We start from the raw sequence: 19874 nt of genomic DNA on the forward strand, positions 1-19874 counted from the left end.
TCTCGTAGCGCGCGAACGTGCCCTCGCTCGTCGAGATGTCGGCCCCCTCCACAACCGCACCCGTCGTCGGGCCGGCCGCAGGAAGCAGCGACGAGCAGCCCGACACCGTCAGGGCGGTGCCCAGAACGGTGCAGAGGGCCAGAGGCAGTGCGCGCATGCGGGATCGCCTGTCGGTTTCTCTCATGGGCTGCCTAGACCATCGCCGGGGCGCTGTCCGTGGCGGTGGGGTCACAGTCCGACGGCGAGCGGCCGACGCCCGATGGCCATCCCCGCTACCCACGCCTTTCACCGGACGAAACGTGTTCCGGAAGATGCTTGAAAGGAATCCTGCGATATGCGTTCTCGTCCGGGCGCCCCGATTGAATTTGCATAAACCTGGTTTCGGCAGAACCGCATTCGATGACATCGTCGTTCGACTACACGCCACCCGGATTAGCCCAGGGCGTTCCGGGGTCGGTCGCGCGACGGCACGTCTTCTATCTTCCGGGCTACGATCCGGAGGGCTGCAGCCGCTACCGGATGCTGTTCGTGCGCGAGCTGGCCCGCCACGCCAAACGCTTCGGCGAGCCCAAGCGCACCGTCTCCGGGGCGACGCTGAGTGCGGACGGACTGGTGCAGAGCTGGCGCGTTTCGGCCCAAGCCGAGACGCGCGGGGCCGAGACCACCTACGACGTCCTCCTGTGGGACGACATCGTCCGCGCGGATTTCCGCCGCCGCCGCCCGATCAGCGTCGCCCTGCTGGTCGTGGGCACGCTCCAGTCCATCGTCACCGGCCTGCTGCTGCGATTCTACCGGCTGAACTGGAAATACGGCAACGTCATCCTCTACCCGCTGGTGATGGTCCTGCTCCTCGCCCTGTGCACCCTGGCCATCGCGGCCTTCGTGCACGCCCATCTCGGGACGGCGTTCGGCCACAGCCTCGGATGGCCGCTCTGGGCCACGCTTCCGGCGGGCCTCCTCATCGGGCTCGCCTGGATCAAGGCGATGGAGGCTCTCCTCAACCGGGTGTTCTTCTGGCAGCTCCTGAACGACTGGGTCTTCAACTGGCAGCACGGCCAGGGGCGTCGGCCCGACTACGAAGGCCGGCTGGAAGCCTTCGCCGACCATGTGCTCGCCCGCTGCGCCGCCTTGTCGGCGGCCAGCGATCCCCCCGACGAGATCATGATCCTCGGTCACTCCTCGGGGGGCCTGAGCGCCGTCGAGGTGGCCGCCCGGGTGCTCGCCCGCGACCCCGGCCTCGGCACCGGCCCGTCCACGCTCGCCCTGGTCACCCTCGGGTCCGGACTTCCCCTGGTGGCGATGCAGGGCACGGCGCGGGGCCTGCGCCGCGAGATCGCGAGCCTCGTGACCTCGCAGCGCCTCGTCTGGGTCGACTTCCAGGCGCCCCAGGACTGGATGAACTTTCCCGGCTTCAACCCGGTGGTGCATCTCGACCTCGACCTGCAGGGCCTGCCGGTCGCCAACCCCCTGGTGCGCTCGGCCCGGTTCCGCGAGATCATCAGCACCGAGACCTACCGCAAGGTGCGCTGGCGGCCGTTCCGGATGCACTTCCAGTTCCTCCTCGCCAACGACCGGCGCGGGTACTACGACTTCTTCGCGATGACCCTCGGGCCCCAGCGCCTGCGCGAGCGGGCCCTCGACCCCATCCTGCCCGTGCCCGATCCGCTCGGCCCCTGCCCGGACAGGGCGCTCGCCTCCTGAGGGTCGAGGCAGGACGGCACCCGCGGGGCATGCCTGCGCACGGCATCGGGCCGGCCTGGCCCGATCGGTACATGATGCCGGGTCGGTCCGATGCGGACGCCGGGAGAGGAACGCACGATGTCGTCAGGCCAGAACCCGGCGCCGGGCCGCGCGCCCATGGTCCTCGTGGTGATGGGCGTCTCGGGCTCGGGCAAGAGCACCGTGGCGTCCCGCCTCGCCGAGCGCCTCGGCTGGGATTTCGTCGACGGCGACAGCTTTCACACCCCCGAGCACGTGGCCAAGATGCGGGCCGGACATCCCCTCGACGACGACGACCGCGCGCCCTGGCTCGCGGCGATCGGGGCCTGGATCGATACGCAGCTGCAGCGGCGCGCATCCGGCGTGGTGGTCTGCTCGGCCCTGCGCCGGGCCTATCGGGACGTGCTGGTGCGTGGCCGCGCCGGGGTGCGGATCGTCTACCTGGAGGGCGACCGCGCCGTGATCGAGGGGCGCCTCGCGCGCCGGCAGGGGCATTTCATGCCCGCGGGTCTCCTCGACACCCAGTTCGCGATCCTGGAGCCGCCGGGGCCGGAGGAGAACGCCGTGGCGGTGGGCATCGACGGGGCGCCCGAGGCCATCGTCGCAACGATCCTGGCCCGGTTGGGATTGGGGGAGGGTGCCCCGCAGCCCTGAGACCCAGCCGGATTCCATGCCCCTGCCTCCCGATTCGACGCCCGCCGACATCGCCCTGGTGATCTCGGACGTGGACGGTACCCTGGTGACCACGGACAAGGCCCTGACGCCGGCGACCCGCGCGGCCGTGCGGCGGCTGGCGGCGGCGGGGATCGCCTTCACCATCGCGTCGAGCCGCCCGCCCGTGGGGCTGAGGTCCCTGGCGGCCGAGCTCGGCCTGACCCTGCCGATGGGGGCCTACAACGGCAGCACCCTGGTCGCGCCCGACTTCACCATCCTGTCGGAGACGCTGATCCCGGCCGAGGCCGCCCGCGAGGCCGTGCGGCGCTTCACCGAGGCCGGCCTCGACACCTGGGTGTTCGCGCGCGGGCAGTGGAATCTCACCGATCCGCACGGCGCCTACACCGACCTCGAGCGTCGGACCCTGCAGGCCGAGCCGAACGTGGTCGCGGACCTCGCGCCCCTCCTCGGGGAAGCCGCCAAGATCGTGGGCGTCAGCGCCGATGCGGCGCATCTGGAGGCGTGCGAGACCGAGATCGCCGCGGCGCTGACGGGTCGGGCCGACGTCCACCGGTCACAGGCCTATTATCTCGACGTGACGCCGCCCGGCTCCGGCAAGGCCGCCTTCGTGGATGCCATGAGCCGGCACCTCGGCCTCGACCGCTCGCGGATCGCGACCCTCGGCGACGCCGCCAACGACGTCCCGATGTTCGCCCGCAGCGGATTCTCGGTGGCGATGGGCAACGCGGCGCCGGCTGTCCAGGCGGCGGCACGGGCCGTCACGTCCACGAACGATGCGGACGGCTTCGCGAAAGCCGTCGACGAATTCATTTTGCGGCGCTGACGCGCTTGCCGCGCCGGCAGCCTCGCGAATCCGTGAGGTCCTTGGCAACATTGGCGAATCGCGGCGGACACAATCCGGACACGGGCGCGCCGACTGTGCCATGTGCGACACAGCACATGGGGAAACGGCCACGCTCGGCCCGTCCGAGCCGCTTTCCGGCCTCAATTCGCCCGGACCTTGACCGTCCAAGAACAAGGACGATCCGGGTCTCCGATGAACCAGCGCTTCCTGCTCCTCGCCGTCGCCGCGGTCGCCCTGCCGTGCGGGATGCTCCCGCCCGGCGCGGCCCTGGCCCAGGGCACGGCGGCGCGGGACAACATCGATGCGCTGATCGAGCAGCAGGCCAAGGCCAACGGGGTGCCGTTGAGCTTCGTCCACCAGGTCGTGAAGCGCGAGAGCAACTACAACCCGAACGCCAAGGGCGGCAGCGCCCTCGGGCTCATGCAGATCAAGCACGCCACCGCGAAGGGCCTCGGCTACCAGGGGGATGCGGCCGGCCTGTTCGATCCGCGGGTGAACCTGCGCTACGGGATCGCCTACCTCGCCGGCGCCTACCGGGCCGCCAAGGGCGACATCGCCCAGGCCTACGCTTTCTACAACCGGGGCTACTACTACGCCGCCAAGCGCCTCGGCATCGAGACCAGCGTCCCCGACGACCTCGGAACGCCGAAATCCGGCGAGGCCTTCGCCAGCGCCTTCGCCCGCGCCGACAGCCCCGCCGTCATCGCCGCCAACACCGCGCTCGCCTACGCGCCGAGCCCCGCCGCCAACGGCGTCCCGACCGAGACGGTCGAGGTGCCGCTGCCGCCGCGACGTCCCGCCTCCCTCGCGGGCCTCGCCACCGTGGAAATCGCCGCCCTGGCGCCCGCCGACGCCACGTCCCCGGCCGCCATCAGCCCCCATCCCGGCATCGTTCCGGCGATGACTCCGGCCGGCGCGCAGGTCGAGGCCGCCTTCACGGAGACGATCGAGGTGCCGCTGCCGCCCCGCCGCCCGTCGGCTCCGGCGCTCGCCGCCGCGGGGCGTCCGGCCGTCGCCAAGAAGGCGCCGGTGGCCGGCACCGTGCTCGAGGCCTCGGCCCTGCCGGCCGCGCAGTAGGCGGCGCCCGGCCCCCCATCCATCCCGGCACGGACGCGCATCCGGCCGAGACAACCTTCGCCCGATTCTCCGAGTTTCCCCCGTTCCGGCCCCCGAACCGCTTGCGTCGGAGCGCGCCTCGCCTCACATGGTGCAATGCGAAGTGACGGGCTCCGGCCCGTTTCGGCATGATCATCGCAACGACCCGGAAGCGCTGTCCCGACACCGGATACCGCGTTGTTGCTTTTCGACCTCACCGAAGTGCCGAATCCGGGCACAATATTTCCACACCCGTGGTCATAGTTCCGGAATCGGCACCCTGATGTAGCCACCTGCGCACGGTCCCCTTGGGCCGAACGCGAACCGAGGAAACGGACGACGGCATGGCCGGCGCGGTAGAACAAGAATCGACCTTCCTGGCTGATCTCGGCCGGCGGGTTCGTCATGCCCGGACCGTGCGGGGCCTGTCGCGAAAGCTCCTCTCGCAGACCTCCGGTCTGTCCGAGCGCTACATCGCGCAGCTCGAGAGCGGGCAGGGCAACGTCTCGATCATCCTGCTGCGCCGGGTCGCCAACGCCATGGGCGTGCGCCTCGACGACCTGATCGCCGGCCAGGAGACGCTGCCGGACTGGCACGTGATCCGGGACCTCCTCGGCAATGCCTCGCCGGAGCAGATCGCCCTGGCCAAGGGCATCCTGTCGGGCCAATCCTCGGCGAGCGGCGAGGCGCCGCAGCCCCGCGTCGCGGTGATCGGCCTGCGCGGCGCCGGCAAGTCGACCCTCGGCCGCCGGGTCGCCGACCGCCTGGGCTGGACCTTCGTCGAGCTCAACGCCGAGATCGAGCGCGAGAACGCGCTCTCGGTGAAGGAGATCTTCGCGATCTACGGCCAGGAGGGCTACCGCCGCCTGGAGCAGGCGGCCCTGCGCCGCCTCACCGAGCATCCCGGTCCCCTGGTGCTCGCCACCAGCGGCGGCATCGTCGCCGAGCCGCTGACCTACGACCTGCTGCTCCAGGCCTTCTTCACGATCTGGCTCCGGGCCCGGCCCGAGGAGCACATGCAGCGGGTGCGCGACCAGGGCGAGCTCACCACCACCGGCGACCACCCCTCGGCGATGCAGGAACTGCGGGCCGTGCTCGCCAGCCGCGAACCCCTCTACGCCCGCGCCTCGTCCGTGGTCGACACCTCCGACGTGCCGGTGGACGTGATGGTCGACCGCCTCGCCGAAGCCATCGAGGCGCGATTCGGCACCCTCGATCACCGCCGCAGCGCCTGAACGTTCGGGCGCGTCCTGTCCGCCGGACCCGCACGGACTTGATCGACTGTGCGATGCACACCAAGCTAAGGGAGGAGCGGTCCGGCACCGGTCTCTTCTGCCGGACCCGACCACCACAGGCACAACCATCCCGGAGCGCCGCGGAGCGAGAGCAGAATCCCGCCGGCGCGGCGCGACCTGCGCGTCGACTCGCGGTATACTCCGGCCCGCCGCGACGAGCCCGGTCCAGAGGAGGACCCGATGTCCGCCAGCCCCTTCCCCATCGCCGCGAAAGGCTCCGAGCCGCTGGCCGTGTGCGATCCGATCTGGGCACGCCTGCGGACCGAGGCCGAGGCCATCGTCCGCGAGGAGCCGCAGCTCGCCTCCTTCATCGTGGCGACGATTCTCAACCATCCTTCCCTTGAGGGCGCGGTGGCGCACCGGGTCGCGGCCCGGCTCGGCCACGCCTCGCTGCCGGCCGAGCTCATCGCCCACGGCTTCTTCGAGGCGATCACCGCCGAGCCGAGCCTCGGCCAGGATTTCCGCGCCGACATCGCCGCCGTGCTCGACCGCGACCCGGCCACCAGCCGGGCGATCGAGCCGGTGCTGTACTTCAAGGGCTTCCACGCCATCCAGGCCCACCGCCTCGCGCACTGGTACTGGGCGGCCGGGCGACGCGACCTCGCTCTCTACCTGCAGAGCCGGTCGTCGGAGGTGTTCCAGACCGACATCCACCCGCAGGCCCGGATCGGACGCGGCATCTTCCTCGACCACGCCACCGGCCTCGTGGTCGGCTCGACGGCGGTGATCGAGGACGACGTGTCGATCCTCCACGCCGTCACCCTCGGAGGCACCGGCAAGCAGGGCAGCGACCGCCACCCGAAGATCCGCCACGGCGTGATGATCGGCGCCGGCGCCAAGATCCTGGGCAACATCGAGGTGGGGGCTTGCGCCCGCATTGCCGCCGGCTCGGTGGTGCTGCGCCCGGTGCCGGCCAACACGACCGTGGTCGGCGTGCCCGCCCGCGTGGTCGGCACCGCCGGCTGTGCCGAACCCTCGCGGGCCATGGACCAGTTGGTCGCCATGGACCAGTTCATCCACATGGCCGAGGGCATCTGAGGCGGACCCTGCCTCGCCGGGCAGCCGAGGCAGGGACCCGGCTTGCCCATGCCCCGACGGCGTGGCAAGCGGGGACCAGCCCGGCCCTGGCCGCCAACGCGGTCCGCCCGGACTCAGATGCCCTCGGGGCCGCCCCGCGCGACCGGCCATGAGCCGGAGGCCCCGACCGACCCGAACGCGAGAGGCGATCAGCGTGAACAAGACCGACATTGTGAAGGTGCAGGACTACCTCCGCCGGACCTTCGCCAACACCAACATCCGCCTCGTTCCCCGTCCGAAGAAGGACGATTCGGCCGAGGTCTATATCGGCGAGGAGTTCCTCGGGGTGGTCTCGGTGGACGACGAGGACGGCGACCGCTCGTTCAACTTCGCCATGGCGATCCTGGACATCGACCTCGAGGATTGAGGGCTCCCCCTGCCGCGGGGTCGTCCGGCCGCACCAGCCTGTGCGCGGATTTAACCCTGACGGCAGGAAACCCTTAACGTTTCGTAAACGACGCGGCACACTGCGCATCACATCGCCTCTCGATGGTGGAGCGTACGCGTCATGACACTCAGCCCCTCGGCCCTCGACTCCCTGCAGACACTCTGCGTCGGCCTCGCCCTCTCGGGCCTTCTCGCCAGCGCCTTCGAGCTGTTCACGGAGCGCCGCGCGAGCTTCAGCCTGCTCGAGCGCGGCGGCGTCACGGCCGTGGCGGCTCTGCCGATGCTGGCCTTCGGTGCGCCCTTTATCATCCTGCGCAACACCGTGCGCGGACGCCGGCTGGAGCGCCGCCCGATCCCGTTCGTGATGATTGCCACGATGATCGCTTGCGGCTGGAGCCTGATGTCGGGCCGCGTCGCCCTCGACCTCGCCCACATGATCGCGGGCGTCTGAGAGGCCTTCGCGCCTCTGGAGAGGGAGCGCACCAAGTCGCCGGATCGACACGGCCAGAAGGCCGTGCCCGGGGCAGCCCTGCTATGGGCCTCGCCCTGACGCGCCGCTTTCAGCGGTTCGCGGTGGCGACCGGCGAGGCGCCGCCGTTCAAGGTGACCCAGGCGAGACCGTCCTGGCCCTCACGCTTGATGAAGGTGTAGCCGGTGCGCGGGCCGGACAGGACCGCGTTGGTCTTGTTGTCGAGGATCAGGTCCCCGCGATCGGTCCGGACCATCAGCACCGCGTGTCCCTCACCGATCTCGTCGATGACCACGGTCATGCGCAGGGCGCGACGCGGCAGGCCGCGCTCCACCAGCATTCGGCGCTTCAGGAGCTGATAATCCTCGCAGTCGCCGAAGCCGTCGTCGGGATAGTCCCAGCGATCGACCACGCCCCAGTGAGCCAAGTCGGTGATCGGCTTGATCCGGGCGTTGACCCGACGATTGACGCGGCTGAGGAGGTCGCGGATGCGCGGCGTCAGGGTGATGACGGCAGGCTGCGTCGTATCGACCGTGCACTCTCCGGGCATCCGGGCGCAGAAGGCCGTCCAGGCGGCGACGGGTCGAGCCGGGACACCTTCCTCGAGCGCCGGGGCATCGGGCAGGGCGGCCACGGTCTGAGCCTCGGTGCTGGCACCGCCGATCAGCAGGATGGTACCGACGAGACCGAGCTGCGCGGTGCGGGCGAGGCGTCGCCAGAAGGGGCCGCGCTCCCCGTGCGGCAGTCCCTCGACGCTTCGCAGTATCGCGTGCCGCATGCCGGTCGCCCTGCCATTCCCTGGTAGAGCGACAAGGTTTACACGGGAACGATCCAGGCTCAATCGGAAAGTTAAACCCGCGTTAACGCGTGGGCGCGGGCATTGGTTCCACACCGGCTCTGCAACACGAAACGATGTTTCTGTCTCGCACCTCGCTCTCCGCACAGCCGGCGCGCGCGAGCCCGATCCCCCTGCGCCCTCAGCGGTTGGCGGTGGTGACGGGCGAGGTGACTCCGCCAAGCGAGACCCATGCCACCGTATCGGCCGACTCGCGCTTGATGAAGACGTAGCCGGTCCGGTACCAGGCCAGGACCTCGGTGGTCTTGTTGTCGAGGATAAAGTCGCCGCGATCGGTCACCAGGGTCAGGACGGCGTGCCCCTCGCCCTTCTCGTCGATCACGACCGTCATCCGCATCGCCCGGCGCGGCAGGCCGGCCTCGGCCAGGAGCTTGCGCTTGAGGAGCTGGTAATCTTCGCAATCGCCCGAGCCGTCCTCGGCGAGATCCCAGCGGTCCGGCACGCCCCAGTGCTCCTGGTCGGTGACGGCGACGAGGGACTTGTTCACCCGACGGTTGACCGACAAGATGGTGTTCCAGTTCGCCGGGGTGAGGGCGATGCGGTTCGGCTCGTTGGCGTCGATCGCGCATTCTGCGGCATAGCGCTGGCAGAAGGCGGCCCAGGCCGGCAGCGGCCGGGCCTCGGCCAGCGTCAACGCCGCGGGAGTCGGTGTGGGCAGGGCGGCCAGGGTCTGGGCCTGCGACGCGCCGGTCGTCAGCGCGGCGAGTACCGCGAGCAGGATCAGCGCAATCGTCTTCGTCCGGTCCATGGCGGCGTCCTCACGTCCTATGCCGCCAGGGTGCCGCTCCGGGACCTGTTCCGCGCTGAAATCGATCCGCGCAATTTTATCGATCCGCGGGCAGGATCGCGGCTCTCGCGCGGCAGGCCGAATGGGTCGTCTCGGCGATGTCGCGAAACGGCGCGATCACGCCAACGGGCCGGTAACCGTGCTCGGAGAGAAGGTCTTCGCGAAGCGGGGCGGGCGGGTCCGCCGTGACACCCGGGAGCGCCCTTGCTATGCCGCGGCCTGGGCGAGGGGGCGGAGCGTTCCCCGCGGGACGGATGTCCCCGCCGAGCCCCGGACACGGAATTTTACGGCACCATGAACATCTTCGCCACCTTCGAGGCCCGCGTGCGCGGCGCCGTGCAGGCCCTCATCCAATCCGGACGGCTGCCCGAGGGGCTCGACCTCGCCCGCGTTGTGGTGGAGCCGCCGCGCGATGCGAGCCACGGCGACCTCGCCACCAACGCCGCGCTGGTGCTGGCCAAGGAGGCGAAGACCAATCCGAAGGCCCTGGGCGAGACCTTGGCCGCAGCCCTGCGCGCGGACCCGGACGTGGCGGAGGCGAGCGTCGCCGGCCCCGGCTTCATCAACCTCCGGCTGGCCCCGGGCACCTTCCACGGCGTCGTCCGGGCGGCGCTCGCCGAGGGCGAAGCCTACGGGCGCGGCGCCATGGCGGGGGGACGGGTCAATATCGAGTACGTCTCGGCCAACCCCACCGGCCCGATGCATGTGGGCCACGGGCGCGGCGCGGTGTTCGGCGACGCCCTGGCCAACCTGCTCGTGGCGGCCGGGCGCGACGTGACGCGCGAGTACTACATCAACGATGCCGGCGCCCAGGTCGACGTGCTCGCCCGCTCGGCCTTCCTGCGCTACCGCGAGGCCCTGGGCGAGCCCGTCGGCCCGGTACCGGAGGGGCTCTATCCGGGCGACTACCTCGTGCCGGTGGGCACCCGGCTGGCCGAGATCCACGGGCGCGCCCTCCTCGACCAGCCCGAGGCCGAATGGCTCCCCACGGTGCGGGCCTTCGCCATCGCGGCGATGATGGACCTGATCCGGGACGACCTCGCACGTCTCGGCATCCATCACGACGTCTTCTTCTCCGAAGCCACTCTCAAGGCGGAGGTGCCGGCCCTGCTGGCGGAGCTTCGCGGGAAGGGCCTCGTCTACGAAGGGCGCCTGCCGCCGCCCAAGGGCCAGTTGCCCGACGACTGGGAGGACCGCGAGCAGACCCTGTTCCGCACGGTGGAATTCGGCGACGACGTCGACCGACCGCTGCTCAAGTCGGACGGCTCCTTCACCTACTTCGCTTCCGACATCGCGTATCACCGGACCAAGATCGCCCGCGGCGCCACCGACCTCATCGACGTGCTCGGTGCCGATCACGGCGGCTACGTGAAGCGCATGCAGGCCGCCGTGAAGGCGGTCAGCGACGGCCGCGCCACCCTCGACGTGAAGCTGTGCCAGCTCGTACGGCTGCTGCGCGCGGGTGAGCCCGTGAAGATGTCGAAGCGCGCCGGCGAGTTCATCACCCTGCGCGAGGTCGTCGACGAGGTCGGGCGCGATCCCGTGCGCTTCATGATGCTCTACCGGAAGAACGACGCCACTCTCGATTTCGACCTCGCCAAGGTGGTGGAGCAGTCGAAGGAGAACCCGGTCTTCTACGTGCAGTATGCCCATGCACGGTGCGTCTCGGTGTTCCGCCAGGCCGCGCAAGCGATGCCGGACGAGGACTTCTCCCGTGCCAGCCTGCTCGGCGAGGCGGACCTGTCGCTGCTCACCGACCCGAGCGAAGTCGAGGTCATGCGACTCGTCGCGCAATATCCCCGCGTCATCGAGGCAGCGGCGACCGCGCATGAACCGCACCGGGTGGCGTTCTACCTCTACGAATTGGCCTCGTCGCTGCATGGTTTGTGGAACAAAGGCAAAGACTTGCCGCAATTACGGTTTATTAATCCTGACGACCGAAACTCCACACGGGCCCGATTGGCCCTCGTTGAGGCTCTGCGAGGCGTCGTCGCCTCCGGCCTCGCGGTGTTGGGCGTCACCGCGCCGGACGAAATGCGGTGAGGTGATCTCGGCGTGAAGAGGGATGCTGCCATGACGACGAACGCTTCGCGGGCGACGGTCGATTTCGACGCCTTTGCGCGGGATCTGCAGCAGCCTCAGGCGCCGGCCCCGGTTCCTGCCCAGGCTCCCGCTCCGGTACAGGCTCCGGGCGCGGCCAAGGCCGACCCCCTGGCTGAACTCGCCCGCATCGTCGGACAGGACGATCCGTTCCGGGCCCTGCTCCAGGCCCGCGATGCACGGACCGATGCAGCCGCGCGCGGCCGTATCGAGCCGAGTTTCGTCGATGCGCCGGCCCAGGCCCGAACCCAGTCCTATGCCCAGGCACCGGCCCATCAGGCCGCCCCGCACCCGGTCTCGCCCACAGACGCCTTCGACCAATACCTCGCATCCGTCGACAACGGCGCCTATGCCGACACACAGAGCGGGTATCCGGATCCGAACGCGGCCGAATTCGCCCCCAACGACGCCGACGACCGCGTCCGCCCCCTCGAACGGCCGCGCAAGCGCAGCCGCCTCGTATCGGTGGGTGCCGGCCTCAGCGTCCTCGCTCTCTGCGTCACCGGCGCCCTGGCCTGGCGCGGCCTGCACGGCCATTCCGGCACCGGCGGCGGCGTCCCCACGATCCTGGCCGACACCGCGCCCCTGAAGATCGCGCCTCAGAAATCCGACGGCGTCGAGATTCCCGACCAGAACAAGCAGATCTACGAACGCGCAGCCAAGGACGGCCAGATCCGGATCGTCAATCGCGAGGAGCAGCCTCTCGACGTGGCCCAGGCCGCCCGTGCGGCCCTCGGGAGCGGCGAGGGTGGGGCGACCCCCGGCAGTGCCGCGCCGACGGCCGCGCCCGCGCCTGCCCAGCAGGGCGGTCTTGCCGATTCCCTCGGTGAGCCTCGCCGGGTCCGCACGGTCTCGGTCAAGCCCGACACCCCGCCGCCCCCGCCGCAGCGCGAGGCCTCCGCCGAGGCGACGGCGACGCCGACCTCGGTGATTCCGACCATGACCCTGCCGGGTGCATCCGGCGATGGCGCCACGGCCAGCCCGTCCCTGCGCCAGCGCGCGAGTCGGCTGCCGCCGCCCGTGGCGACGATTCCGGTGGCCGAGACGCCTGCTGCGACTCCGCAGGAGCCAGCCCCGGCCCCGGCTCCGCGCGTCAAGGCGCCGCAGCGCGTCGCCGCCGTGGCACCCGAGGCGACATCCGCCATCGCCGCGCCGCCGCCCGTGACGGCGGCGCCCGCCGCCGCAGCGTCCGGCGGTGCTGGCGGCTACGCCGTCCAGCTCGGCGTTCGTACCAGCGAGAGCGAAGCCCAGGCCGCCTTCCGTCAGATGCAGGGCAAGTACAGCCAGCTCTCCGGACAGCCCGCCCTGATCCGTCAGGCCGAGGTGAACGGCAAGACGATCTACCGCGTCCGCGTCGGCCCCCTCGGCAAGGCCGAGGCGGCCAGCCTCTGCACCCAGCTCCAGGGCGCCGGCGGCCAGTGCTTCGTGGCCAAGAACTGAGGTCCGGCAACAGAGACCGGGAGCCTCCGGCCGCCCGGTCACGCCGCCGGCAGACCGATTGGACGCGTTCGGAGGCGGATCGCCCTGTGACCACGGCGCCACGTGCCCGCGTTCCCGTACGCGTCCCATTCCGTTCGATGTCGTCCGGCCCCATCCTGCTGCGGTAGGCATCGGGTCGATTCGGCGGCAAACCTGTCTCGACCCCCGCCCCGCCGCGCCGGCTCACCCCTCCGAGGACGCGTCCCCGATTATGACCTCCCGTGCCCTGATCCTCGGTTGCGCCGGCAAGACCCTCTCGGCGCAGGAGGCCGCCTTTTTCCGGGACGTGGCGCCCTGGGGCTTCATCCTGTTCAAGCGCAACATCGGCACGCCCGACGAGGTCCGGGCGCTCACCGACGCGCTGCGGGCCACGGTGGGCCACACGGACGTCCCGATCCTCATCGACCAGGAGGGCGGCCGGGTACAGCGCATGGGACCGCCCCACTGGCCGGCCTATCCGGCGGGTCGCCGCTTCGGCGGCCTCAACGGCTCGGCCGCGACCATCGCGCGTCTCGGAGCCCGGCTGATGGCCCACGACCTCGCCAGCGTCGGCATCAACGTCGACTGCGCCCCCGTCCTCGACGTGCCGGTGGCCGGCGCCCACGACGTGATCGGCGATCGCGCCTACGCCACAGCACCCGATCGGGTGGCCGAGATCGGCCGGGCCGTCGCCGAGGGCCTGATGCAGGGCGGGGTTCTGCCGGTGATGAAGCACATCCCCGGCCACGGCCGCGCCGGCTGCGACAGTCACAAAGGTCTGCCCGTGGTCGAGGCGGACCTCGCCACCCTGAGCGGCCAGGACTTCGTGCCGTTCCGGGCGCTCGCCGACCTGCCGATGGCCATGAGCGCCCACGTCGTCCTGACCGCCCTCGACCCGGCCCATCCGGCGACGCAGTCGGCCATCGTGATCCGTGACATCATCCGAGGCACTATCGGCTTCGACGGCCTTCTGATGACCGACGACCTCTCGATGCACGCTCTCCAGGGGACGTTCCGCGCCCGCACCGAGGCGTGCTTCGCCGCCGGGATCGATGTCGGACTGCACTGCAACGGCGACCCGGACGAGATGCGCGGCGTCGCCGAGGGGGCGCCTGTCCTGGCCGGCGCGGCCCTGCGCCGGGCCGAAGCCGCCCTGGCCCGCCTGCCCGCCGAGCCGGACGCCTTCGACGTTCACGAGGCCCGCGCTCGCTTCGAGGCCGCCCTGTCCCTGGCCGCCTGAGCTCTTGGCCGCCTGAGCTCTTGGCCGCCTGAACGCCAGCGCCGGATCGGGCGACAAGGGCGCGGGACTGGTCTATGAACCGGCGGCGGGCCGGAACTTGCATGCCCGCGATGCGGCGATCGGAACGGAGCGCGTCACCGGCACTTCTTGTGCTCGGGGTGCCCGATCCTTAGGTTCGCCCTCAATCGACACACGAGACGGCGCCGCGCAGTGTTCTGGTTGCGGCGCGGGAGGTTGCCATGGGCAGCATGAGTATCTGGCACTGGATCATCGTCGCCGGCATCGTGATGCTGCTGTTCGGCCGCGGGAAGATCTCGGACCTGATGGGCGACGTCGCCAAGGGCATCAAGGCCTTCAAGAAGGGGATGGCCGAGGACGAGGCGCCGACCACCACGGCCGTGCCGCCGCCGAGCGCAGGCGAGCCGGTGCGCACGCTGCCCCACCAGGGCGAGCCCGCCACCGCCAACACGGTGTCGGCCGACCGCAAGGTCGTCTGATCCGCCACACGAGAATGGGGCGCTGCGGCCGATCGTAGGTCTGGCGCACGGCGCCGCGACCTGCCATGGGCAGCGCGCCGTTGATGGGCGGCGCACGGTCGCGGGACAGTCGACACCATGTTTGACATGAGTTGGGGCGAGGTGATGCTGATCGGCGGCGTCGCCCTCATCGTCATCGGCCCGAAGGATCTGCCGAAGGCCCTGCGCACGGTCGGCCAGATCACGGGCAAGATGCGCCGCATGGCCGGCGAGTTCCAGTCGCAGTTCAACGAGGCGATCCGCGAGGCGGAGTTCGACGAGATTCGCCGCGAGGTGGACGGGGTCAAGCGCTCGGCGAGCACGATGGGACCGACCTTCAACCCGGTGCAGACCATTCGCGACGAGTTGAAGGGCGCGGTCGACGGCCGGGTCGAGACGAAGACCACGCCCTCGCCGGCCCAAGGTCTCGCCAACGTGGCCGATCGGCTGGCCGAGCGGGACAACACGATCCAGGCTCCGCCCGCGCACGACGCGCACGCGGCCGGCCCGGTGGAATCGCTGCCCGACCTGCCGCCGCGCCCGGTGCCGGACGCTCCCGCACCGGCGACCCATGCCTGGACGGCCGAACCCCCGGTCGCCCCCGCCGACCCGATTCCCACCGCGTCGCCTCGTCCCGAGACGCCGGCCAAACCCCAGCTTGATTCCGGCCGATGATCAACGAGACTGACGAAGCCGAGATCGAAGCCTCGCGGGCCCCGCTCCTCGACCATCTCATCGAATTGCGGTCGCGGCTGATCAAGTCGCTGGCCGCCTTCGTGGTGATGTTCTTCGGGTGCTTCTTCTTCTCGCGGCACATCTACAACATTCTCGTCTACCCCTACGTCTCCGTGGTGGGCGTCGAGAACGCCAAGCTGATCGCGACGCATTTCCTCGAGCAGGTGTTCACCAACATCAAGCTCAGCGTGTTCGGAGCCGGCTTCCTGGCCTTCCCGGTCATCGCGACCCAGATCTACGCCTTCGTGGCCCCGGGCCTCTATCGCAACGAGCGCCAGGCCTTCCTGCCGTATCTCATCGCCACGCCGATCTTCTTCATCCTCGGCGCCCTGGTGGTGTTCTTCCTGGCGATGCCGCTGCTGATCCAGTTCTCGGTCTCGCTGCAGCAGATCGGGCAACCGGGCGAGGCGACGATCGCCCTCCTGCCGAAGGTGGACGAGTACCTCTCGCTCATTATGACGCTGATCTTCGCCTTCGGCATCGCCTTCCAGTTGCCGGTGATCCTGACCCTGCTCGGGCAGATCGGTGTGATCGACACGGCGTTCCTTCGCGAGAAGCGCCGCTACGCCATCGTCCTCGTCTTCGTCGCCGCCGCCGTGCTGACGCCCCCGGACGTGATCTCGCAGCTCTCCCTCGCGATCCCGATGCTGCTGCTCTACGAGGCCTCGATCTTCTCGGTGGCCCGCGTCGAGCGCCGCCGGGCCGCCCAGCGCAAGGCCGAGGGGCTCGACGCGTAGGACCCGGCCCCTACGAGGCCTCGACCCGCAGCGCCGGGGCCACCGGCGCAGCGGGGTCACGCCAGCGATTCAGCTCGGCGTCGATCGCACCTTGCGTCCCGCGCATGAACTCGGCACCGCTCAGGCCCGGGGGCAGGGGAGGCAGGTAGCTCACCGTGACGGCGCCGGGCCGGTGGCGGGCGCCGCCATGGGGCCAATACAGGCCGGAATTCACCGCCACCGGCAGCACGGAGAGGCCGAGCTTGGCATAGAGCAGCTCGACCCCGCGCTTGAACTGGACCGGCTCGGCGATGCCGCCGCGAGTGCCTTCCGGAAACATCAGCACCGAGCGCCCCTGCGCGATCGCCGCGCGGCTCTCGTCGATCATCACCCGCAGGGCCTGTGTGCCGTTGGCCCGGTCGATGATGATCATCGGCGAGCGGCGCAGGAACCAGCCGACGATGGGGATCGCCACCAGCTCGCGCTTGGCCACGATGGCGACGTTCGGCACCAGCACGAGGAAGGCCAGGGTCTCCCAGGCCGACTGGTGGTTGGCCACGATGAGGCAGGGCTCGGCCGGGATGCGGGCACGTCCCTCCTCGACGTAGGTGAGCCCGACGATGCGGGCGAGGCCGAACAGGATGCCGCGCGACCACAGGCGGGTGAAGGCGCGGATGGGTCGCGCGGGCGCGCCCAGCAGGGCGAGCACCGCCAGCGGTACGATGAACAGGGCGGTCCAGCCGGCCCAGTAGGCGTTGAAGAGCGCGGAACGGATGCGCGACACGGTGACGATCCCTCGATCTCGCCCAGGGTCCGCACGGATCGCGACCCCCCAGCGCAGCATTTCCCGGCGACGGGCGCGGCGATCCGGTCTATGCCGGCCCGCCGCGCCGACGCGCGCACGATCCTTTAAACATTTTCCAGTTTCACGCGAGCCGAACGCCGTGCGCCTCACCGTCACCACTTGGAACATCAACTCGGTGCGCCTGCGCATCGACTCGGTCCTGCGCTTCCTCGCCGAGGCGCAGCCCGACGTGCTCTGCCTGCAGGAGACGAAGTGCCCGGATGACGCGTTCCCCCTCAAGGCCCTGCGCGGCTCAGGCTACGAGCACGTCGTGTTCGCCGGCCAGAAGGGCTACAACGGCGTCGCGATCCTCTCGCGCTTTCCCCTCCTCACGCGCGACGTGATGGCGTTCTGCGAACGCCAGGACGCCCGCCACATCTCGGCGGTGCTGGGGCCGGAGGCAGGGAAGGCGGCCGGAATCGTGCTGCACGATTTCTACGTGCCGGCCGGCGGCGACGTGCCCGACCGCGGCCTCAACCCGAAATTCGCGCACAAGCTCGACTTCCTCGACGAACTGCGCGCCTGGGGCGGGCGGCGGGTCACGGGACCGGCGATCCTAGTGGGCGACCTCAACGTGGCGCCGCTCGAACACGACGTCTGGTCGCACAAGCAGCTCCTCGACGTGGTGAGCCACACCCCCGTCGAGACCGAGCGCCTCGAGACCCTGCGGGGCGAGGCGGGCTGGGTCGACGCCGCCCGCCTGCTCGTGCCGGAGCCGGAGAAGATCTACACGTGGTGGAGCTACCGCTCCCCAGACTGGGCCGCCGCCAACAAGGGGCGCCGCCTCGACCATGCCTGGGTCTCTTCCGACCTCGCCGGTACGGTCCGCGACGTCACCGTGGCCCGCTACGCGCGCGGCTGGGAGCGCCCCTCCGACCACGCGCCGGTGACGCTGACCCTGGAACTCTGAGGGCTGTCACCGGCCGGTCATGCGCGAGGCGTAGGGGCGGCGTCCATCATCCCCGATGGACAGCCCGAGAGCCCGCATGAACCCCGCAGCACGGGCGGTCCGCCGCGAAACCAGCCTCGGCCTGACCCAGGCCGTGCATCGCAGCCGCGCCCTGTCCCGCGCCGGCCTGTCCGAACGGCTCTTCACCCTGGCCTTCAGCGGGCTGGTCTATCCCCAGATCTGGGAGGATCCGGCGGTCGACCTGGAGGCCCTGGCGCTGGGACCGGAGGACCACGTCGTCGCGATCGCGTCGGGCAGCTGCAACGTCCTCTCCTATCTCACCGCCGGTCCGGCACGGATCAGCGCGGTCGACCTCAACGGGGCGCATATCGCCCTCGGGCGCCTGAAGCTCGCGGCCCTGACCCGGTTGCCGGATTCAGCAGCCTATCTGCGCTTCTTCGGGCGCGCCGACACGACCGACAACATCGCCGCCTACGATGCGCGGATCGCACCGCATCTCGACGCCTCCGCGCGAGCGTACTGGGAGGCCCGGCGCCTCGATGGACACCGGCGCATCGCGGCCTTCTCGGAGAACGTCTTCCGGCACGGCCTTCTCGGACGCTTCATCGGAACCGGGCACCGGCTGGCGCGGCTCTACGGCTGCGATCTTTCCGCCGTTCTCAAGGCCCGCGACCGGGCCGAGCAGCGGACCCTATTCGATGCCGATGTGGCGCCGCTGTTCGAGAAGCGCCTCGTGCGCTGGCTGATCCGGCGCCCGGCCTCCCTCTACGGCCTCGGGATCCCTCCGGCCCAGTACCGCATCCTCGCCAAGGACCACCCGGGCGGCATGGTCGACGTGCTGCGCCACCGCCTGGAGCGCCTCGCCTGCGACTTCGACCTCGCCGACAACTACTTCGCCTGGCAGGCCTTCGGGCGCGGCTACGCGCCGGGCTCCGACGCCGCCCTGCCGCCCTACCTCCAGCCACGCCACTTCGAGACCCTGCGGGCCCGGGCCGGACGCGTGAGCTATCGCCAGCAATCGATGACGGCGTTCCTGGCCGCCAGCCCCGACCGGAGTGCGGATGCCTACGTGCTCCTCGACGCGCAGGACTGGATGAGCGACGCCGACCTGACCGCCCTGTGGACCGAGATCACCCGCACCGCCCGGCCGGGCGCCCGGGTCATCTTCCGCACGGCCGCCGACGAGCGCTGTCTGCCGGGCCGGGTGCCGGACGGGATCCTGGACGCCTGGGATTATGCCGAGGCCGAGAGCCGCGCGGGACAGGCCCGCGACCGCTCGGCCATCTACGGCGGCTTCCATCTCTACCGCCTGCGTGCCGCGTGAGCGACGCCGCGCAGGCGATGGACCGGATGTACCGGCGCCAGCGCCACCTCTACGACGCCAGCCGCAAGTTCTATCTCCTCGGGCGCGACCGGGCGATCGCGGAGCTGGCCGTGCCTGCGGCCGGCGCGGTGCTGGAGATCGGCTGCGGCACCGGACGCAACCTCGTGCGCATCGCCCGAACCTACCCGGAGGTCGCCTGCTACGGCCTCGACGTCTCGGCGGCGATGCTCGCCACGGCCGCGCGCAGCGTCGTGCGCGCCGGGCTCGAGCCCCGCATTCGCCTCGCGCGCGGGGACGCCACAAACTTCGATCCGGAGGCCCTGTTCGGGCGGGCAAGCTTCGACCGGATCGTGATCTCCTACGCCCTGTCGATGATCCCGCCGTGGGAGCGGGTCCTGGCCGAGGCCGCGGGACACCTCGCGCCGGGCGGCCGCCTCCATTTGGTGGATTTCGGCGATCAGGCGGGCCTGCCTTGGCCTGCCCGCAATCTCCTCAACCGATGGCTCGCAGCCTTCGCGGTGACCCCGCGTGCAGCCCTGCCGCAGGCGGTCGCGGCCGTGGCCTCCGCCTCGGACGCAGAGGCGCGGGTGTCCCAGCGCTTCCGCGGCTACTGCGTGCACGCGGTGATCACGCGCCGGGGCGGCGCAGGACCGTATCGGCGCCAGCAGATCGCAGATTGATTCAGCCGACTCCGGAACGCCCGGGCGCGGCCTCGCATTGGGTTTCCGACATGGCGGCCGCCAGGCTGCCGACCGCAACCGGAGGTCTCACCATGCGCAAGCTCCTCGTCGCCTTCCTGCTCCCGAAGCTCGTCTCCTACCTGCGCCG

At 70.7% G+C, this 19874-nt stretch carries 20 protein-coding genes and 1 pseudogene; 17 read left to right on the forward strand and 4 right to left on the reverse strand.

What is annotated here, in order from left to right; genetic code table 11:
• Positions 1 to 157, reverse strand: a pseudogene (locus ASF49_RS24360) (polysaccharide biosynthesis/export family protein); the annotation flags it as partial.
• Positions 158 to 399: 242 nt separating this feature from the next.
• Between ASF49_RS24360 and ASF49_RS03890 the strand changes: the two are divergent.
• The 8 genes from ASF49_RS03890 to ASF49_RS03925 all read left to right on the forward strand — a co-directional run bounded on the left by ASF49_RS03890 (position 400) and on the right by ASF49_RS03925 (position 7543).
• On the forward strand, positions 400 to 1701 hold the full coding sequence (locus tag ASF49_RS03890; protein ID WP_056468105.1) for a hypothetical protein: 1302 nt from the start codon (positions 400 to 402) through the stop codon (positions 1699 to 1701).
• A 117-nt stretch (positions 1702 to 1818) separates the two neighbouring features.
• A complete protein-coding gene (locus ASF49_RS03895; RefSeq protein ID WP_056468111.1) occupies positions 1819 to 2373 on the forward strand; it encodes a gluconokinase in 555 nt (184 codons plus the stop codon).
• A 16-nt stretch (positions 2374 to 2389) separates the two neighbouring features.
• A complete protein-coding gene (locus tag ASF49_RS03900) occupies positions 2390 to 3217 on the forward strand; it encodes a Cof-type HAD-IIB family hydrolase (protein WP_056468625.1) in 828 nt (275 codons plus the stop codon).
• A gap of 213 nt (positions 3218 to 3430) precedes the next feature.
• Complete coding sequence (locus tag ASF49_RS03905) at positions 3431 to 4315, forward strand: transglycosylase SLT domain-containing protein (protein ID WP_056468119.1); 885 nt, start codon at positions 3431 to 3433, stop codon at positions 4313 to 4315.
• A gap of 326 nt (positions 4316 to 4641) precedes the next feature.
• On the forward strand, positions 4642 to 5568 hold the full coding sequence (locus ASF49_RS03910) for a helix-turn-helix transcriptional regulator (RefSeq protein ID WP_272481489.1): 927 nt from the start codon (positions 4642 to 4644) through the stop codon (positions 5566 to 5568).
• A 240-nt stretch (positions 5569 to 5808) separates the two neighbouring features.
• Entirely contained in the window at positions 5809 to 6666 is an 858-nt protein-coding gene (gene cysE / locus ASF49_RS03915; protein ID WP_056468122.1) for a serine O-acetyltransferase, read from the forward strand.
• Positions 6667 to 6859: 193 nt separating this feature from the next.
• Complete coding sequence (locus tag ASF49_RS03920) at positions 6860 to 7072, forward strand: DUF3126 family protein (RefSeq protein WP_055950709.1); 213 nt, start codon at positions 6860 to 6862, stop codon at positions 7070 to 7072.
• Positions 7073 to 7213: 141 nt separating this feature from the next.
• Positions 7214 to 7543 carry a DUF6949 family protein gene (locus tag ASF49_RS03925; RefSeq protein WP_056468125.1) on the forward strand — a complete coding sequence of 110 codons (330 nt, stop codon included), beginning with the start codon at positions 7214 to 7216 and terminating at the stop codon, positions 7541 to 7543.
• A gap of 109 nt (positions 7544 to 7652) precedes the next feature.
• Here the strand turns inward: ASF49_RS03925 and ASF49_RS03930 are convergent, their stop codons facing one another.
• Both ASF49_RS03930 and ASF49_RS03935 read right to left on the reverse strand, forming a co-directional pair.
• Positions 7653 to 8339 (reverse strand): transglutaminase-like cysteine peptidase, encoded by a 687-nt coding sequence (locus ASF49_RS03930; RefSeq protein ID WP_056468128.1) that lies wholly within the window; start codon positions 8337 to 8339, stop codon positions 7653 to 7655.
• Between the two features lie 199 nt (positions 8340 to 8538).
• Positions 8539 to 9165, reverse strand: coding sequence for a transglutaminase-like cysteine peptidase (locus ASF49_RS03935; protein ID WP_082510833.1), 627 nt, complete (start codon positions 9163 to 9165; stop codon positions 8539 to 8541).
• Between the two features lie 333 nt (positions 9166 to 9498).
• On the opposite strand from ASF49_RS03935, the gene argS reads away from it, so the two are divergent.
• The 6 genes from argS (at position 9499) to tatC (ending at position 15989) form a co-directional block, all read left to right on the forward strand.
• Complete coding sequence (gene argS, locus ASF49_RS03940) at positions 9499 to 11247, forward strand: arginine--tRNA ligase (protein WP_056468133.1); 1749 nt, start codon at positions 9499 to 9501, stop codon at positions 11245 to 11247.
• 30 nt (positions 11248 to 11277) lie between these two features.
• Complete coding sequence (locus ASF49_RS03945) at positions 11278 to 12744, forward strand: SPOR domain-containing protein (protein ID WP_056468136.1); 1467 nt, start codon at positions 11278 to 11280, stop codon at positions 12742 to 12744.
• Between the two features lie 250 nt (positions 12745 to 12994).
• The gene (gene nagZ, locus ASF49_RS03950; RefSeq protein WP_056468139.1) at positions 12995 to 14002 is read left to right on the forward strand and encodes a beta-N-acetylhexosaminidase; all 1008 of its coding nucleotides are present in this window, start codon (positions 12995 to 12997) and stop codon (positions 14000 to 14002) included.
• Between the two features lie 239 nt (positions 14003 to 14241).
• The gene (locus ASF49_RS03955) at positions 14242 to 14499 is read left to right on the forward strand and encodes a twin-arginine translocase TatA/TatE family subunit (protein WP_056468142.1); all 258 of its coding nucleotides are present in this window, start codon (positions 14242 to 14244) and stop codon (positions 14497 to 14499) included.
• Positions 14500 to 14616: 117 nt separating this feature from the next.
• Entirely contained in the window at positions 14617 to 15192 is a 576-nt protein-coding gene (gene tatB / locus ASF49_RS03960; protein ID WP_056468146.1) for a Sec-independent protein translocase protein TatB, read from the forward strand.
• On the forward strand, positions 15189 to 15989 hold the full coding sequence (gene tatC, locus ASF49_RS03965; protein ID WP_056468149.1) for a twin-arginine translocase subunit TatC: 801 nt from the start codon (positions 15189 to 15191) through the stop codon (positions 15987 to 15989). The genes tatB and tatC overlap by 4 nt, the downstream gene beginning before the upstream one ends.
• A 10-nt stretch (positions 15990 to 15999) precedes the next feature.
• Here tatC and ASF49_RS03970 read toward each other — a convergent pair whose 3' ends face one another.
• The gene (locus ASF49_RS03970; RefSeq protein ID WP_056468152.1) at positions 16000 to 16752 is read right to left on the reverse strand and encodes a lysophospholipid acyltransferase family protein; all 753 of its coding nucleotides are present in this window, start codon (positions 16750 to 16752) and stop codon (positions 16000 to 16002) included.
• Between the two features lie 160 nt (positions 16753 to 16912).
• Between ASF49_RS03970 and xth the strand changes: the two genes are divergently transcribed.
• The 3 genes from xth (at position 16913) to ASF49_RS03985 (ending at position 19726) form a co-directional block, all read left to right on the forward strand.
• Positions 16913 to 17722, forward strand: coding sequence for an exodeoxyribonuclease III (gene xth, locus ASF49_RS03975; RefSeq protein ID WP_056468154.1), 810 nt, complete (start codon positions 16913 to 16915; stop codon positions 17720 to 17722).
• Positions 17723 to 17798: 76 nt separating this feature from the next.
• On the forward strand, positions 17799 to 19046 hold the full coding sequence (locus tag ASF49_RS03980) for a DUF3419 family protein (protein WP_056468157.1): 1248 nt from the start codon (positions 17799 to 17801) through the stop codon (positions 19044 to 19046).
• Positions 19047 to 19072: 26 nt separating this feature from the next.
• Positions 19073 to 19726 carry a class I SAM-dependent methyltransferase gene (locus tag ASF49_RS03985; RefSeq protein ID WP_056468159.1) on the forward strand — a complete coding sequence of 218 codons (654 nt, stop codon included), beginning with the start codon at positions 19073 to 19075 and terminating at the stop codon, positions 19724 to 19726.
• Positions 19727 to 19874 lie beyond the last annotated feature (148 nt).

The organism is Methylobacterium sp. Leaf104, from assembly GCF_001422885.1.
Lineage (GTDB): Bacteria > Pseudomonadota > Alphaproteobacteria > Rhizobiales > Beijerinckiaceae > Methylobacterium.

Bases quoted from the DNA above. Each gene is read 5' to 3' on its own strand.
- ASF49_RS03890 (WP_056468105.1), top strand. From the start codon at position 400: ATGACATCGTCGTTCGACTACACGCCACCCGGATTAGCCCAGGGCGTT.
- ASF49_RS03895 (WP_056468111.1), top strand. From the start codon at position 1,819: ATGTCGTCAGGCCAGAACCCGGCGCCGGGCCGCGCGCCCATGGTCCTC.
- ASF49_RS03900 (WP_056468625.1), top strand. From the start codon at position 2,390: ATGCCCCTGCCTCCCGATTCGACGCCCGCCGACATCGCCCTGGTGATC.
- ASF49_RS03905 (WP_056468119.1), top strand. From the start codon at position 3,431: ATGAACCAGCGCTTCCTGCTCCTCGCCGTCGCCGCGGTCGCCCTGCCG.
- cysE (WP_056468122.1), top strand. From the start codon at position 5,809: ATGTCCGCCAGCCCCTTCCCCATCGCCGCGAAAGGCTCCGAGCCGCTG.
- ASF49_RS03925 (WP_056468125.1), top strand. From the start codon at position 7,214: ATGACACTCAGCCCCTCGGCCCTCGACTCCCTGCAGACACTCTGCGTC.
- ASF49_RS03930 (WP_056468128.1), bottom strand. From the start codon at position 8,339: ATGCGGCACGCGATACTGCGAAGCGTCGAGGGACTGCCGCACGGGGAG.
- ASF49_RS03935 (WP_082510833.1), bottom strand. From the start codon at position 9,165: ATGGACCGGACGAAGACGATTGCGCTGATCCTGCTCGCGGTACTCGCC.
- argS (WP_056468133.1), top strand. From the start codon at position 9,499: ATGAACATCTTCGCCACCTTCGAGGCCCGCGTGCGCGGCGCCGTGCAG.
- ASF49_RS03945 (WP_056468136.1), top strand. From the start codon at position 11,278: ATGACGACGAACGCTTCGCGGGCGACGGTCGATTTCGACGCCTTTGCG.
- nagZ (WP_056468139.1), top strand. From the start codon at position 12,995: ATGACCTCCCGTGCCCTGATCCTCGGTTGCGCCGGCAAGACCCTCTCG.
- ASF49_RS03955 (WP_056468142.1), top strand. From the start codon at position 14,242: ATGGGCAGCATGAGTATCTGGCACTGGATCATCGTCGCCGGCATCGTG.
- tatB (WP_056468146.1), top strand. From the start codon at position 14,617: ATGTTTGACATGAGTTGGGGCGAGGTGATGCTGATCGGCGGCGTCGCC.
- tatC (WP_056468149.1), top strand. From the start codon at position 15,189: ATGATCAACGAGACTGACGAAGCCGAGATCGAAGCCTCGCGGGCCCCG.
- ASF49_RS03980 (WP_056468157.1), top strand. From the start codon at position 17,799: ATGAACCCCGCAGCACGGGCGGTCCGCCGCGAAACCAGCCTCGGCCTG.
- ASF49_RS03985 (WP_056468159.1), top strand. From the start codon at position 19,073: ATGTACCGGCGCCAGCGCCACCTCTACGACGCCAGCCGCAAGTTCTAT.